Source organism: Mycobacterium sp. (assembly GCF_035623875.1).
Classification (GTDB): Bacteria; Actinomycetota; Actinomycetes; order Mycobacteriales; family Mycobacteriaceae; genus Mycobacterium.
The window spans coordinates 1-13,306 of the sequence record NZ_DASPSP010000154.1 but is presented as its reverse complement, the minus strand read 5'-3'; the positions used below and the strand labels follow the sequence as shown (position 1 = coordinate 13,306).

The 13,306-nt window shown below is 64.8% G+C and carries 10 protein-coding genes and 2 pseudogenes; 4 read left to right on the top strand and 8 right to left on the bottom strand.

Annotated features, from left to right (window positions below; genetic code table 11):
• Nucleotides 1-105: 105 nt before the first annotated feature.
• On the top strand, nt 106-1,014 hold the full coding sequence (locus VEI45_RS12555) for a class I SAM-dependent methyltransferase (RefSeq protein ID WP_324853597.1): 909 nt from the start codon (nt 106-108) through the stop codon (nt 1,012-1,014).
• Nucleotides 1,015-1,331: 317 nt separating this feature from the next.
• A pseudogene (locus tag VEI45_RS12550) lies at nt 1,332-1,541 on the top strand (enoyl-CoA hydratase-related protein); the annotation flags it as partial.
• Nucleotides 1,542-1,556: 15 nt separating this feature from the next.
• Here the strand turns inward: VEI45_RS12550 and VEI45_RS12545 are convergent.
• The 8 genes from VEI45_RS12545 to VEI45_RS12510 form a co-directional block, all read right to left on the bottom strand.
• Nucleotides 1,557-2,771, bottom strand: coding sequence for a dihydrolipoamide acetyltransferase family protein (locus tag VEI45_RS12545; protein WP_324853595.1), 1,215 nt, complete (start codon nt 2,769-2,771; stop codon nt 1,557-1,559).
• A complete protein-coding gene (gene bkdB, locus VEI45_RS12540; protein ID WP_324853594.1) occupies nt 2,768-3,799 on the bottom strand; it encodes a 3-methyl-2-oxobutanoate dehydrogenase subunit beta in 1,032 nt (343 codons plus the stop codon). The genes VEI45_RS12545 and bkdB overlap by 4 nt, the downstream gene beginning before the upstream one ends.
• Complete coding sequence (pdhA, locus tag VEI45_RS12535) at nt 3,799-4,890, bottom strand: pyruvate dehydrogenase (acetyl-transferring) E1 component subunit alpha (RefSeq protein WP_324853592.1); 1,092 nt, start codon at nt 4,888-4,890, stop codon at nt 3,799-3,801. The genes bkdB and pdhA overlap by 1 nt, the downstream gene beginning before the upstream one ends.
• Nucleotides 4,891-4,956: 66 nt before the next feature.
• The gene (locus tag VEI45_RS12530) at nt 4,957-5,775 is read right to left on the bottom strand and encodes a CoA ester lyase (protein ID WP_324853590.1); all 819 of its coding nucleotides are present in this window, start codon (nt 5,773-5,775) and stop codon (nt 4,957-4,959) included.
• The gene (locus VEI45_RS12525) at nt 5,775-6,293 is read right to left on the bottom strand and encodes a MaoC family dehydratase (protein WP_324853588.1); all 519 of its coding nucleotides are present in this window, start codon (nt 6,291-6,293) and stop codon (nt 5,775-5,777) included. Before VEI45_RS12525 ends, VEI45_RS12530 begins: the two co-directional genes overlap by 1 nt.
• A complete protein-coding gene (locus VEI45_RS12520) occupies nt 6,290-7,450 on the bottom strand; it encodes an acyl-CoA dehydrogenase family protein (RefSeq protein WP_324853586.1) in 1,161 nt (386 codons plus the stop codon). Before VEI45_RS12520 ends, VEI45_RS12525 begins: the two co-directional genes overlap by 4 nt.
• Nucleotides 7,447-9,462, bottom strand: coding sequence for an acetyl/propionyl/methylcrotonyl-CoA carboxylase subunit alpha (locus tag VEI45_RS12515; RefSeq protein ID WP_324853584.1), 2,016 nt, complete (start codon nt 9,460-9,462; stop codon nt 7,447-7,449). Before VEI45_RS12515 ends, VEI45_RS12520 begins: the two co-directional genes overlap by 4 nt.
• A gap of 4 nt (nt 9,463-9,466) precedes the next feature.
• Nucleotides 9,467-11,017 carry a carboxyl transferase domain-containing protein gene (locus VEI45_RS12510; protein ID WP_324853582.1) on the bottom strand — a complete coding sequence of 517 codons (1,551 nt, stop codon included), beginning with the start codon at nt 11,015-11,017 and terminating at the stop codon, nt 9,467-9,469.
• Nucleotides 11,018-11,113: 96 nt separating this feature from the next.
• On the opposite strand from VEI45_RS12510, the gene VEI45_RS12505 reads away from it, so the two are divergent.
• Nucleotides 11,114-11,773 carry a TetR/AcrR family transcriptional regulator gene (locus VEI45_RS12505; protein WP_324853580.1) on the top strand — a complete coding sequence of 220 codons (660 nt, stop codon included), beginning with the start codon at nt 11,114-11,116 and terminating at the stop codon, nt 11,771-11,773.
• A gap of 119 nt (nt 11,774-11,892) precedes the next feature.
• Nucleotides 11,893-13,306 (top strand): annotated as a pseudogene (locus VEI45_RS12500) (GMC oxidoreductase); the annotation flags it as partial.

Sequence of the window (13,306 nt, the reverse complement as noted above, 5' to 3'; positions counted from 1 at the left end):
CGGGGGCACAGATCGCGGCGCACATCAGGGGCACACTGATGTCTCAAGACATCGGAATAGTTCCTAACCAGAACGCCAAGTCAGGTTAGATTGTCATCGAGCCCCATGAAAGCGACTCGATCTAGTACCACCGCGGAGCAGATGGCGCTGTCTCGAGCGATCGAGACGCGCAAGCCGGCCGCCGAGCGGATCTGCTGCGATCCGTTGGCGGAACGATTTCTCGGCGCGAAATACCGGATGCTGCTATGGAGTCGGCCGTTTCGGAATGCGGTGGAGGGGCTGATCGAACAGCGCTTCGCCGGGCATCATTACTATGTCATCGCTCGTACTCGTTATTTCGACGATCTCTTGCAGGAACGGCTGGCGGGCGGGGCTGAACAGCTGGTGATACTGGGAGCCGGCTACGATTCGCGGCCCTACCGGTTTGCCGATCAGCTGGGTGCTGTGCAGGTGTTCGAGGTGGATCATCCTGCGACGTCCACGGCGAAGCAGGCCAAGGTCGGTGCCGTCATCGGTGAGATCCCGGCCAACGTGTCCTACGTTGCGGTGGATTTTACGGTGGACAAGCTTGCCGACAAGCTGCTGGAGTGCGGCTACCGCACGACGCGCCCGACGGTGTTTCTATGGGAAGGAGTGACGCCCTATCTCGACTCGGAGGCGGTGGATGAGATTCTGGGCTTTGTGATCGCCAGTGCCGGGGCGGGCAGCGTGATCTTGTTCGATTACATACTGCGCTCGGTGGTGGAGGGTACGTGCACGCTGCGCGGGGCGGCGAACGAGTTCGCCAAAATGAGCCACACCAGCGAGCCGCTCACTTTCGGGATCGACGAGGGCAAAGCGCCCACATTCCTTGCGTCGCGGGGCTTCCAGAACGTGGTCGACGTGGGAGCACAAGAGCTGATAAGCCGCTACTTCGACCCGCACGGCGAACACCGCTACATCAAACCGTGGTGGAGGATCGTCTCCGGGGAAGTTGGCGCAGCCGGCGGCGACCTCTCGCAAATGTCAACTTGAAGAGGCCCCGAGGCGACGGTTCGAATTGGCTCCATGTGTTTGGTCGGTCGCTTAGGTTTTCGGACCGGCAGACTCGGGGTGTGACGGATTTGTTGATTGCGATCAAAACCGGGGTCCTTCGAGCGGGCCTTCGACACGCCTTGACACTCGCGCCGCCACCTATTCGGATGTCTTGAGACACGCTATGCGCATGTCCTGGAACCCGAACTGCCAGGGGCGCACATCGCAGAAGCCACTGTGACACGCGAGGTCTATGTGGCGGATCTCCTCGGATGGTGCGCTACGTGCCGTCGGCGGCGAATCAGCGGAGGTGCCCGATGCCCCAGTCCGATCTGGTCCAGGTGAACGTCGACAACCGTGTCGCGCTGATCACCGTCAACGACCCCGACCGCCGCAACGCCGTCAACGACGAGATGTCAAGACAGCTACGCGCGGCAGTCGAGCGCGCCGAGGCCGATCGCGATGTGCACGCCGTCGTCCTCACCGGCGCCGGCAAAGCGTTCTGCGCGGGCGCCGACTTGAGCGCATGGACAGTGCGGCCGCTAGAGATCGAGCAGCGCCGTGCCCGGTGATTCGATCAGCCGCCGCAGCTCCCCCAAAAACTGCGCCACATTGGCACCGTCGGCGACTCGGTGGTCGAACACGCAGGTCAGGGTCATCTGGGGACGTATGACGACCGTGTCGTCGAGGACCACGGGCCGCGGTTTGAGAGAGCCCATGCCCAGGATCGCCGCCTCCGGATAGTTGATCACCGGCACCCCGTCGTCGAGTCCGAGCGCCCCGAAGTTGGACACGGTGAAAGTCGAGCCAGCAAGCTCGGCCGGTTTCAGGGTGCCTGCACGGGCTTCGCGAATCAGCCGCGCTACGCATTCCGCGAGTTCACGCGTGGTCTTGTCCTGCGCGTCGGTGACCACCGGGACCAGCAGACCGCGGGGCGCGGCGACGGCGAAACCCAGATGGATCGCGTGATGGGAGTGCACCTGCGGGCCCTCCGGGCCGTCAACCCACGTGGAGTTCAGAATCTTGTTGTGCGTCAACGCGATTACCAGTAATCGTAACGTGAGCAGGAATGGCGAGATGACCTCGTCGCCGCCATCGACAGCTGCGGACAGTCGACCGCGAAGTCGCATCAGAGCTGTGCAGTCGACCTGGACGCTCGCATGCGCATCGGGGATCTGGCTGCGCGACAGCGTCATCCGCTCTGCCATCTGAGCGTGAACGCTGCGCACCGGCAACACGTCGTATGACACGCCGGGCCGTTCGGTGCCGACTCCCGCGGCTGCCAGCACCGCCTCGCGGCTGACCAGGCCGTCAGGGCCCGGCGGCACATCGCCCAGATCGACGAGCAGCTCGGCGGCCAGTTTCCGCACGGACGGCTTGGCTTTCGGACGTCTTCGGCTGGTGTCCAGTGCGTCATCGGCCCCATATCCGACGAGTAGCGGCCTCCGCGTGGACAACTCACCGTTGGACGCGGTGGCTGCGGCCGTCGCGCCGGGCCTGGTGTCGATCCGGACCAGCAGCGAGCCGACCGTCAGCACATCACCTTCGGCCCCACGTATTTCCACGATCCGGCCTGCGTACGGGCTGGGGATCTCGACTTCGGCCTTGGCGGTCTCCACCAAGCACAACGGTTGGTTGAGATCGACGTCGTCACCGACCGCGACGCGCCAGCAGGACAGCGTCACCTCTTCGAGGCCCTCGCCGAGGTCGGGCACGACGAACACCTTGACGCGATCGTGATCGGCGGGCGGGTTCACGGAAGCTCCAGCACGCGCTCAACGCAATCCAGCAGTCGATCGGGACCGGGTAGCCACAGCTTCTCCAGTCGGGCCGGCGGGTAGGGGGTGTCAAACCCGCAGGCGCGCAACACCGGTGCTTCGAGCTCGTAGAACAGCTCCTCCTGGATGCGGGCGGCCAGTCCTGCGCCGTAGCCCAGACTTCGCGGCCCCTCGTGCAGCACCACACACCGCCCGGTACGGCGGATCGACGCGGCCACGGTGTCGAAATCCAGCGGGACCAGCGATCGCAGGTCGATGACCTCAAGGCTCCAATCATATTCGCGGGCAGCTATTTCAGCGGCTGACAATGCCGTACCCACCAGGCCGCCATAGGTCAGCACGGTGACATCGGTACCGGCGCGGCGGACCGCCGCCTGACCGATCGGAAGTCCCGGCCGGGCTGTGTCGACGACCTCGCGACCCCAGTAGCGCCGCTTGGGTTCTAGGAACATCACCGGGTCCGGGCAAGCGATAGCGTGGCGCAGCAGCCAATAGGCGTCGGACGGTGTGGACGGGACCACGACTTTCAGCCCCGCGGTGTGCGCCCAGTAGGACTCGGTGGATTCCGAATGGTGCTCGACTGCACCGATACCGCCGAACGACGGTATCCGGACGGTGACCGCCATGTTGATCTCGCCGCGGGTGCGGGTCCGGTACTTCGCCAGGTGGCTGACCACCTGATCGAAGGCGGGATAGGAGAATCCGTCGAACTGGATCTCGGGCACCGGCACAAAGCCCCGCAGCGCCAATCCGACGGCGATGCCGATCACCGCGGACTCGGCCAGCGGGGTATCGAAACAGCGGTCCGCGCCGAATGTCGCGGTGAGTCCCTCGGTGACCCGGAAAACGCCGCCCAGCGTCGCCACGTCCTCGCCGAAGACCAGCACCCGGTCGTCGGCGGCCATCGCGTCGTGCAATGCCCGGTTGAGCGCCTGGACCATAGTCATCGGCGTAGCAGTGAACAACTCCGCAGTCGAGTGGGTTGGGGGTTCGGCGATCTGGGTCATCACACCTCCCGACGGATTTCAGCGCGCAACTGTTGACGTTGCGCTTCAAGCCCCGGCGTCATTTCGGCGTACACCGCGGTGAAGACCTCGTCGACGTCGATATCGGGCGCCGCGAACACCGCATCGCGAAGATCGGCCCGCAGCCGCTTGCATCGGGCGGCGACCCGGTCTTCCAGCCGCTCCGACCACAATCCCCGGCTCTCTAGATATGTCCGGTAGCGCGGAATCGGGTCCCGCATGTGCCACCGGTCCAGTTCTTCCTGGCTGCGGTATCGCGTCGGATCGTCCGACGTGGTATGCGGGCCAAGGCGATACGTGATCGCCTCGATCAGCGTCGGCCCGCCGCCGGCTCTGGCCCGGGCGGCGGCTTCGGCCATCACCGCATAGCACGCCAGCACATCGTTGCCGTCCACCCGGATGCCGGGCATTCCGTACCCGATGGCCTTGTGCGCAATCGACGGGGCAGCTGTCTGACCGCACAGCGGCACCGAGATCGCCCACTGGTTGTTCTGCACGTAGAACACACACGGCGCTTTGAATACCGCCGCGAAGTTCAGTGCTTCGTGTACGTCACCTTCGCTGGTGGCGCCGTCGCCAAGGAAGGCCACCGTGATCGAGTCCTCGCCGAGCCGCTGGGCGGCCATGGCGGCGCCGACGGCATGCAGCGTCTGGGTGCCGATCGGAACCGATATCGGGGCGCAGCACTTCTTGGTGAAATCCAGCCCGCCATGCCATGTTCCGCGCCAGGCGGCACCGACATGGCCGGGCGGGATGCCGCGCACGAGATAGACGCCCAATTCGCGGTACTGGGGAAACAACCAGTCGGTCTTGCGCAGGCAGGCCGCCGCGCCGACCTGTGCCGCCTCTTGACCGCAACACGACGCGAACAGTGCTAGTTCACCCTGCCGCTGCAAGTTGACGAATTCGGCGTCGACATCGCGGGTGACCACCATCATCTCGTAGAGCCAGCACAGCGTCTCGGCCGGAAGCTCGCGGCTGTAACGGACTTCTGCTGTTGGTGTGCCGTCCGGGGCGACGAGTTGCACCGGCTCGAGGTCGACAGTCATCGGTGTGAGAGCAGCTTCAGCCATACCGCCTCCAACCAACGGTCGGCGCAGGTGGGCGGCGGGTCTGAGCAAACCCGAAGACCGGGACTGCTACAAGCCGATATCAGCCGCCAGCTGCACAATCCGTTCGGCTCGCCGCAACACGGGCGCATCCACCATTATGCCCTCGAATGCGAAGACACCGCGTTCATCGACGGCTGCGGCGAGAACGTGTCGCGCCCACCGCACCTGATCCGGGGACGGTGCGTAACCGGCCCGGATCACGGGCGCCTGGCTGGGGTGGATAGCAACCTTTGCGTCGAAGCCCACCGCGACCGCGTCGTCGACTTCGGCGCGCAGCCCGTCGAGATTCTTGATGTCGAGGTACACCGAATCCAGCGCAAGGCGGCCGTACGCCTTCGCAGCCAGCAGGGACTGTGAACGGACATGGCGGGCCACTTCGCGGTATGTCCCGTCCGGGTAACGGTTCGCCGTACCGCCGAGCACCGCGAACAAGTCCTCGGCACCCCACATCACCGCGACGGAGTTGTCGACGGATACCGTCTCGGTGACGGCGAGCGCACCCATCGGCGATTCGACCAGGACGATGACGTTCAGCGGTGCCAGCGCGCTAACCTGTTCGGCCGTCTCGCATTTGGGCAGCATGACGGTGTCATAGCCGGTGCGTTTGAGGGCCTCCAAGTCGAGCTGCTGATCGGCCGTGCCGAACTGGTTGACGCGCACCACGGTCCGGGCCGGATCGAGGTGGACGTTGACCAGCGCTTCGCGGGCAGCGGGGCGGTCCGCGGCTGCGCACCCGTCCTCGAGGTCAAGGATCACGATATCGGCTGCAGCAGCGGCCTTTTCGTAGCGCTCTGGACGGTCGGCCGGGCAGAAAAGCCACGCCGGCCCGGGATTTTGCAGGCCCATCAGGCCCCCCCGTCAGCGGCCTCCAGTGGCCGCATCCGCACCAGGGTTTTGCGGCTCGCGGTGGCGACCACGTCACCGTGCTGATTTCGACCGGTATGCGCAAACGTCACGATGCCCTCTCGGGGACGGCTCTTTGACGCCCGCTTCTCGGTGATGATGGTCTCGGCGTAAAGCGTGTCGCCATGGAACAGCGGTTTAGGGAAAGCGATCTCGGAGAAGCCGAGATTGCCCACGATGGTCCCCTGGGTCAGCTGCGCGACCGACAATCCGACCAGGGTCGACAGGGTGAACATCGAGTTCACCAATCGCTGATTGAACGGCGGCAGGGCATCAGAGAACGCGGCATCCAGGTGCAGCGCTTGGGTATTCATGGTCAAAGTCGTGAACAACACGTTGTCAGCCTCGGTGATGGTCCGTCCCGGGCGGTGCAGGTAACGCACACCAGTTTCGAATTCTTCGAACCACAACCCGCGCTGGATGACCGTCTTGACAGGCTGCTCCCCGTTTGACTCGGTCACAGCCCGACCTCTCTCGCGATCAGCATCAACTGCACTTCGGTCGTGCCCTCACCGATTTCCAGGATCTTGCTGTCCCGGTAGTGGCGGGCGACGGTGAATTCGTTGATAAAACCGTAGCCACCGTGGATTTGGGTGGCATCACGCGCGTTGTCCATGGCCGCCTCGCTGGCCGTCAACTTGGCGATCGCCGCTTGCTTCTTGAACGGCTTGCCGGCCAACATCAGCGCCGCGGCGTCGTAATAGGCGGTGCGAGCGGTGTGGGCGCGAGCCTCCATCCGGGCGATCGTGAATGCGATGGACTGAAATCGGCCGATCGGTTGGCCAAACGCTTCGCGTTCCCTGGCGTACTTGACGCTCTCGTCGACGCAACCCTGCGCAGCTCCGGTCGAGAGTGCGGCGATCGCGATGCGGCCCTCGTCGAGAATACGCAGGAAGTTGGCATACCCGCGACCGCGTTCGCCGAGCAGATTCTCCTCGGGCACGCGCACGTCGTCGAAGCTCAGCGGGTGGGTGTCCGAGGCCTTCCAGCCGACCTTGTCGTAGGCCGGCTCGACGGTGAACCCCGGCGTGGGTACCGGAATCAGGATCGACGAGATCTCCTTTTTGCCGTCCCGCTCGCCGGTTACCGCGGTGACCGTCACCAGCTTGGTGATGTCGGTACCGGAGTTGGTGATGAACTGCTTGGACCCGTTGATCACCCAATGGCCGTCGTCGAGCTGCGCGGTGGTCTTGGTCGCGCCGGCATCGCTGCCGCCGCCGGCCTCGGTCAGCCCGAAGGCGCCGAGAGCCCGACCACTTGCCAACTGCGGCAGCCATTCCCGCTTCTGCGCATCGGTGCCGAACCGGTACACGGGCATGGCGCCGAGCGAGACGCCGGCCTCCAGCGTGATGGCGACGCTTTGATCGACCTTGCCCAGTTCCTCGAGCGCCAGGCACAGGGCGAAGTAGTCGCCGCCCATTCCGCCGAGCTCTTCCGGGAAGGGAAGACCGAAAAGGCCCATCTCAGCCATCCCGGCGACCACCTCGTAAGGGAACGAGTGCTCGGCGTCGTGCTGCGCGGCTACCGGTGCGACGACGCTCTGCGCGAAGTCACGGACTGTTTTGGCCAACTGTTGGTACTCATCCGGCAGCGTCGCGGTGGACAGGAAATCGATCATGAGGCGTCATCCTCTGCTTCTTGTACTTCTGGTAATGCGTTGGTGTTCAAGGTAATCCGGGCTAGTGGCTGACCCACCTTGACCTGGTCGCCAGCCCCAACGAGAAGTTCGACCACACCGTCGACCGGGGCCGCCAGCGCGTGCTCCATCTTCATCGCCTCAACCGTCACGACAACGGTGCCGGCCTCAACCTCAGCACCGTCGTTCACGCTCACCGCGACGACCGCCCCGGGCATCGGGCTGATCAGTTCGGCGTCGCCGCTGTGCTCCTCGTCCGGGCGCACCGGGGCTTCCCGAACCTCCTCGAGCACCGCAGTGGCGCCGCCGCCGGCCAACCAGATCTTGCTGTCAGCCGTGGCGACGGTGTATTCGCTACGCAGCCCATCCAGTGTCACTGTGAGCTGGTCGCCTTTGAGATCGGCTTGCAGCGAGCGACATTCGCCATCTTCAATGCGGACTTCGGCCGATCCTAGGGCGCCAGTGATGTGGACGTGGTCGATGCGTTCCCCGGCGCGCAGCCGGATGCTCACCGGCGCTCTTACCCCGACGCGCCACCCGGATGGCACCTCCCACACGTCGGCGCCCGGGGCGGGGAAAAGCCGCAACCAATGGAAAGCCGCCGCCGCGATGAACTGTTCGTCGGACAGGGGTGCCGCGACGAAATCCCCGGCCCGTCGGTCCAACAGCCCGGTATCGAGCCGACCGGCGGCGACGTCGGGATCGGCCAGCAGGAACCGGGCGAACTCGACGTTGGTGACGACGCCGAGCACCGCGGTGTCCGCCAGGGCCCGATCGAGGGTGCGCAGCGCGGCAGCCCGATCCGCGCTATGCGCAACCACTTTCGCCAGCATGGGGTCGTATTCGCTGCCGACGACCATCCCCGCGGACAGGCCCGAATCCACCCGCACACCCGCCGCCTGCGGTTCCACCACCGCCAGCACATCGCCGCCGGTAGGCAGGAAGCCGTTCGCAGGGTCCTCGGCGTAGACCCGGGCTTCAATCGCGTGTCCGTGCAGGGCAATATCAGCTTGGCTGACGGTCAGCTTCTCCCCCGCGGCGATCCGTACTTGCCATTCAACCAGATCCCAGCCCGTCACCATTTCGGTGACCGGGTGCTCGACCTGCAGCCGGGTGTTCATCTCCATGAAGAAGAACTCGTCGGGCCGGTCAGCCGAGACGATGAACTCCACCGTGCCGGCACCCGTGTAATCCACGCTTCTGGCGGTATCGCATGCGGCAGCGCCAATACGAGCGCGAGTCGCGGCATCCAGCAGCGGCGACGGCGCCTCTTCGATGACCTTCTGGTGTCGGCGCTGCAGGCTGCACTCCCGTTCACCGAAATGCACCACATTGCCGTAGGTGTCGGCTAGCACCTGAACTTCGATGTGCCTGGGGCGCAACACGAATCGCTCGAGGAAGAGCGTGTCATCGCCAAACGCCGCCGCCGATTCCCGGCGGGCACTGACCAGCGCGGCAGGCAGGTCAGCGGGCCGTTCGACCATGCGCATGCCCTTGCCGCCACCACCGGCGGATGGCTTGACGAGCACCGGGTAGCCGATCCCCTCGGCCGCCGCAATCAGTTCGTCGTCGGTGAGTCCCGGCCGCGCGATACCGGGAACCACGGGTACACCGAACGCCGATACGGTGCCCTTGGCGGCGATCTTGTCGCCCATAGTTTGGATGGCACTCACCGGCGGACCGATGAAAGTAACCCCCGCCGCTGCCAGCGCGGCCGCGAAATCGGCGTTCTCCGAAAGGAATCCATAACCCGGGTGAACGGCCTTGGCTCCGGTGCGAACAGCCGCGTCGACGACCGCAGGGATGTTGAGATAGCTGTCGCGAGCGGGCGCCGGACCGATCGCGACCGCGAGATCCGCCGCGGCGACATGGCGCGCGGTGGCGTCGGCGTCGCTGTAGACGGCGACCGACCGGATGCCCATCGCCTTCAGCGTCCGGATCACCCGAACGGCGATCTCACCGCGGTTGGCGACCAGAACAGTATCGAAGCCCATCGCATTACATCCTGAAGACGCCGTAGGAGATCGGCTCGACGGGCGCATTCGCGACAACTGACAGCGCAAGACCGACAACCGTTCTGGTGTCAGCAGGATCGATGACCCCGTCGTCCCAGAGCCGGGCCGTCGAATAGTACGGATTGCCCTGGTGTTCGTACTGTGCGCGAATCGGTGCCTTGAACGCGTCCTCCTCCTCGGCCGTCATCTCCCCGCGTACCGTCGCCAGCACCGACGCGGCCTGCTCACCACCCATAACCGAGATTCGGGCGTTGGGCCACATCCACAGGAAGCGCGGCGAATACGCCCGTCCACACATCGAGTAGTTGCCCGCACCATAGGACCCGCCGATCACCACGGTGAGCTTGGGCACTCGCGCGCACGCCACCGCGGTGACCATCTTGGCGCCGTTTTTGGCGATGCCGCCGGCCTCGTAATCGCGGCCAACCATGAACCCGGAAATGTTCTGCAAGAACAACAACGGCACTAACCGTTTGTCGCACAGCTCGATGAAATGTGCACCCTTGAGCGCAGATTCGCTGAACAGCACGCCGTTGTTGGCGACGATGCCGACCGGGTGGCCGTGGATGTGCGCGAATCCAGTGACCAGCGTGCTGCCATATTCGGCTTTGAATTCGACGAATTCACCCCCGTCGACGATCCGGGTGATGACGTTGTGTACGTCGTAGGGAATTCGCGGATCGACCGGAACCACGTCGTAGATCTCGGTTTGATCGGCAATCGGATCCACGGTAGGACGCACATCCCAGGTACGCGGTTCGCGCGGCCCCAGTGTCGAGACGATCCGGCGGATGATGCTCAGCGCGTCGCGATCGTCGTGCGCGAGATGATCGGTGACACCAGAGATTTTGGAGTGCAGTTCTCCGCCGCCAAGGTCCTCCGCGGAGACCACCTCTCCGGTGGCCGCCTTCACCAGCGGCGGGCCGCCGAGGAAGATGGTGCCCTGGTTGCGGACAATGACCGCCTCGTCGCTCATCGCCGGGACGTACGCGCCGCCCGCCGTGCAAGACCCCAGCACGGCAGCGATCTGCGGGATGCCCTCGGAGCTGAGTTTCGCCTGGTTGTAGAAGATCCGGCCGAAATGGTCGCGGTCCGGGAACACCTCGTCTTGACGGGGCAGGAAGGCGCCGCCGGAGTCGACGAGGTAGATGCAGGGCAGCCGATTCTGTCCGGCGATCTCCTGAGCGCGCAGGTGTTTTTTGACCGTAATCGGGTAGTAGGTACCGCCTTTGACCGTCGCGTCGTTGGCCACGATCATGCATTCACGACCGGAGATCCTGCCGATACCGGTGATGATGCCGGCCCCCGGGCATTCGCCGTCGTACATTCCGTCGGCGGCAAGCGGGGCGATCTCGAGCAACGGACTACCGGGATCGAGCAGTCCGTCGACTCGGTCACGGGGCAGCAGTTTGCCGCGGTCGACATGGCGTGCGCGGGCGCGTTCCGGGCCACCGAGGCCGGCCACGGCCAGCTTGTCGCGCAGCTGGGCAACAAGCGCGCGGTGCGCGTCGCGGTTCTCCGCCGGAGAGGTCATCGAGTGCAGGCCAATTTCGGTTAATGATCACTAACTCATGATATGTTAGTGGCGATTAACCGAAGTGTCCAGCGCGAGTTGCCGAGGGAGGCCGTCATGGCAGTGTCTGCTCCGGCCGACCCCGCTGATCGCGGTGAGGACAGAGGCCACGCCGAGACACCGAACCGGCGCACTCGACGCAAATCGGACCGGCGCTTGCAACTGCTGGCGGCCGCCGAGCGGCTGTTCGCCGAACGCGGATTTCTGGCTGTGCGTCTGGAAGACATCGGTGCCGCGGCGGGGGTCAGCGGCCCAGCGATCTACCGGCACTTCCCCAACAAGGAATCGCTGCTGGTCGAGTTGTTGGTCGGCATCAGCACTCGCTTGCTCGCCGGCGCACGAGAAGTCCGAGCCCGCGAGGCCGACGCCGACGCGGCCCTCAACGGGTTGATCGACTTCCACCTCGACTTCGCGCTGGGTGAACCAGATCTCATCCGCATTCAGGACCGCGACCTCTCTCATCTGCCCGCCCCGGCCGAACGTCAGGTGCGCCGGGCGCAGCGCCAGTACGTGGAAGTCTGGGTTGGGGTGCTGCGCGAACTCGAACCCGGACTTGCCGAGGCCGACGCGCGGCTGATGGCGCACGCGGTGTTCGGGCTGCTTAACTCCACTCCACACAGCCTGAAGGCTGCCGATGGCAGGGCGGCACGAGCGGCGCGTTCACGGGCGGTGATGCGAGCGATGACGGTTGCCGCCTTGACGGTCGGCGCTTCCTGACAGTCACGCGCGCGATTTTCGCGTGCGTACTCGGTTCGAAGGCCTATTCTCAGCGTCAGCCTGCTAATGCTCGATCGCCGTCAATCGATCGCCTTCATGCAGCTTGCGAGAGGACTTCGATGAGTCCCGACTATGACGTGATCGTGATCGGATCGGGTTTCGGCGGCTCGGTTGCCGCTCTTCGCCTGAGCGAGAAGGGATACCGCGTCGGCGTGCTCGAGCAGGGAGCACGCTGGCGGCCGGAGGACTACCCGCCGGATAGTGTTCCTATGCGAAAGACCCTGTGGCAGCCCTATTTCGGCCTCACAGGCCCGCTGCGAATCACCGTTTTGAAGAACGTCGCTATCCAGTCGGCTGTTGGCGTCGGTGGCGGTTCACTGATCTACGGCAATGTTCTCTACGAACCGCCGGAGCAGTTCTACAACGATCCGCAATGGGCCTCGATCACGGACTGGATGCGCGCACAATGCCAAGAACACCCTCGAGCGCAACTACTTGTACCTTGCGGAAAAGGCGGGCGCGCAGGTTCATCCGATGACGACCGTCGTCGACGTCCGTGAATCGCCCGCCGGCGGTTACTAGGTCGAAACCGTCGAAAGTGGACGGTGGTTTCGTAAGCGACACCGGACCTGGCGCGCCGATCAGGTGGTGTTCGCGGCCGCCGCGATCGGCACGCAAAACTTGCTGCATCGGCTACGGGCCAACGGTTCCTTACCCCGGATCTCGGCGCGGTTGGGTGAGCTTGCGCGGACCAACTCGGAGGTCAACCTGATCGCGACCTCGCGAACCCGGACGGATCTGGCCCAAGGTGTGGCCGGGACGTCGTCGATCCACCCCGATGCGAACACGCACATCGAAGCCTTCCGTGTCGGGAAGGGCAGCAACTGGGGTTTTCTACTCACCACCACTCTGGTCGACGGCGACCGGCACCGTCTCGCCAGATGGATGCTGACGAATCTGCGTCACCCGGCTGCATTCGCCCGCTCGTTCAATGTGCGGAGAGGCTCGGAGAGATCAGTATCCCTGCTTGTGATGCAGGATTTGAACAATTCGCTCACGACTTACCTCAAGCGTGGTCTGTTGGGCGCGAAGATGGCGTCCCGACAGGGTGTCGGCGCGCCCACTTCGAACTGGATTCCGATTGCGAATGACGTCACTCGACGTGCTGCCGCAAAGATCGATGGTGACCCCCGGGGCTGGTACTTCGACGTCGTCAACCGACCGACCACCGCGCATTTCATCGGCGGTTGTCCCATTGGAGATTCGCCGGCAGTCTGGCGTCGTCGATCCTTACCAGCGGCTATACGGGTATCCGGGATTGCACATCATCGATGGGTCGACGATCACGGCTAACCTGGGCGTCAATCCCGCTCTCACCATCACCGCGCAGTCGGAACGGGCGGTCGCGCTCTGGCCCAACAAAGGCGAACCCGACCCACGTCCTCCGCTCGGCTCCGCCTACCAGCGGATTTCGCCGGTTCGGCCGAGCAGTCCGATCGTGCCCGAAAGCGCACCGGCGTCGCTTCGGCTCTC

Coding starts and splice junctions, on each gene's coding strand:
- VEI45_RS12555 (WP_324853597.1), top strand. CDS start 106: ATGAAAGCGACTCGATCTAGTACCACCGCGGAGCAGATGGCGCTGTCT.
- bkdB (WP_324853594.1), bottom strand. CDS start 3,799: ATGACCCAGATCGCCGAACCCCCAACCCACTCGACTGCGGAGTTGTTC.
- pdhA (WP_324853592.1), bottom strand. CDS start 4,890: ATGGCTGAAGCTGCTCTCACACCGATGACTGTCGACCTCGAGCCGGTG.
- VEI45_RS12530 (WP_324853590.1), bottom strand. CDS start 5,775: ATGGGCCTGCAAAATCCCGGGCCGGCGTGGCTTTTCTGCCCGGCCGAC.
- VEI45_RS12520 (WP_324853586.1), bottom strand. CDS start 7,450: ATGATCGATTTCCTGTCCACCGCGACGCTGCCGGATGAGTACCAACAG.
- VEI45_RS12515 (WP_324853584.1), bottom strand. CDS start 9,462: ATGGGCTTCGATACTGTTCTGGTCGCCAACCGCGGTGAGATCGCCGTT.
- VEI45_RS12510 (WP_324853582.1), bottom strand. CDS start 11,017: ATGACCTCTCCGGCGGAGAACCGCGACGCGCACCGCGCGCTTGTTGCC.
- VEI45_RS12505 (WP_324853580.1), top strand. CDS start 11,114: ATGGCAGTGTCTGCTCCGGCCGACCCCGCTGATCGCGGTGAGGACAGA.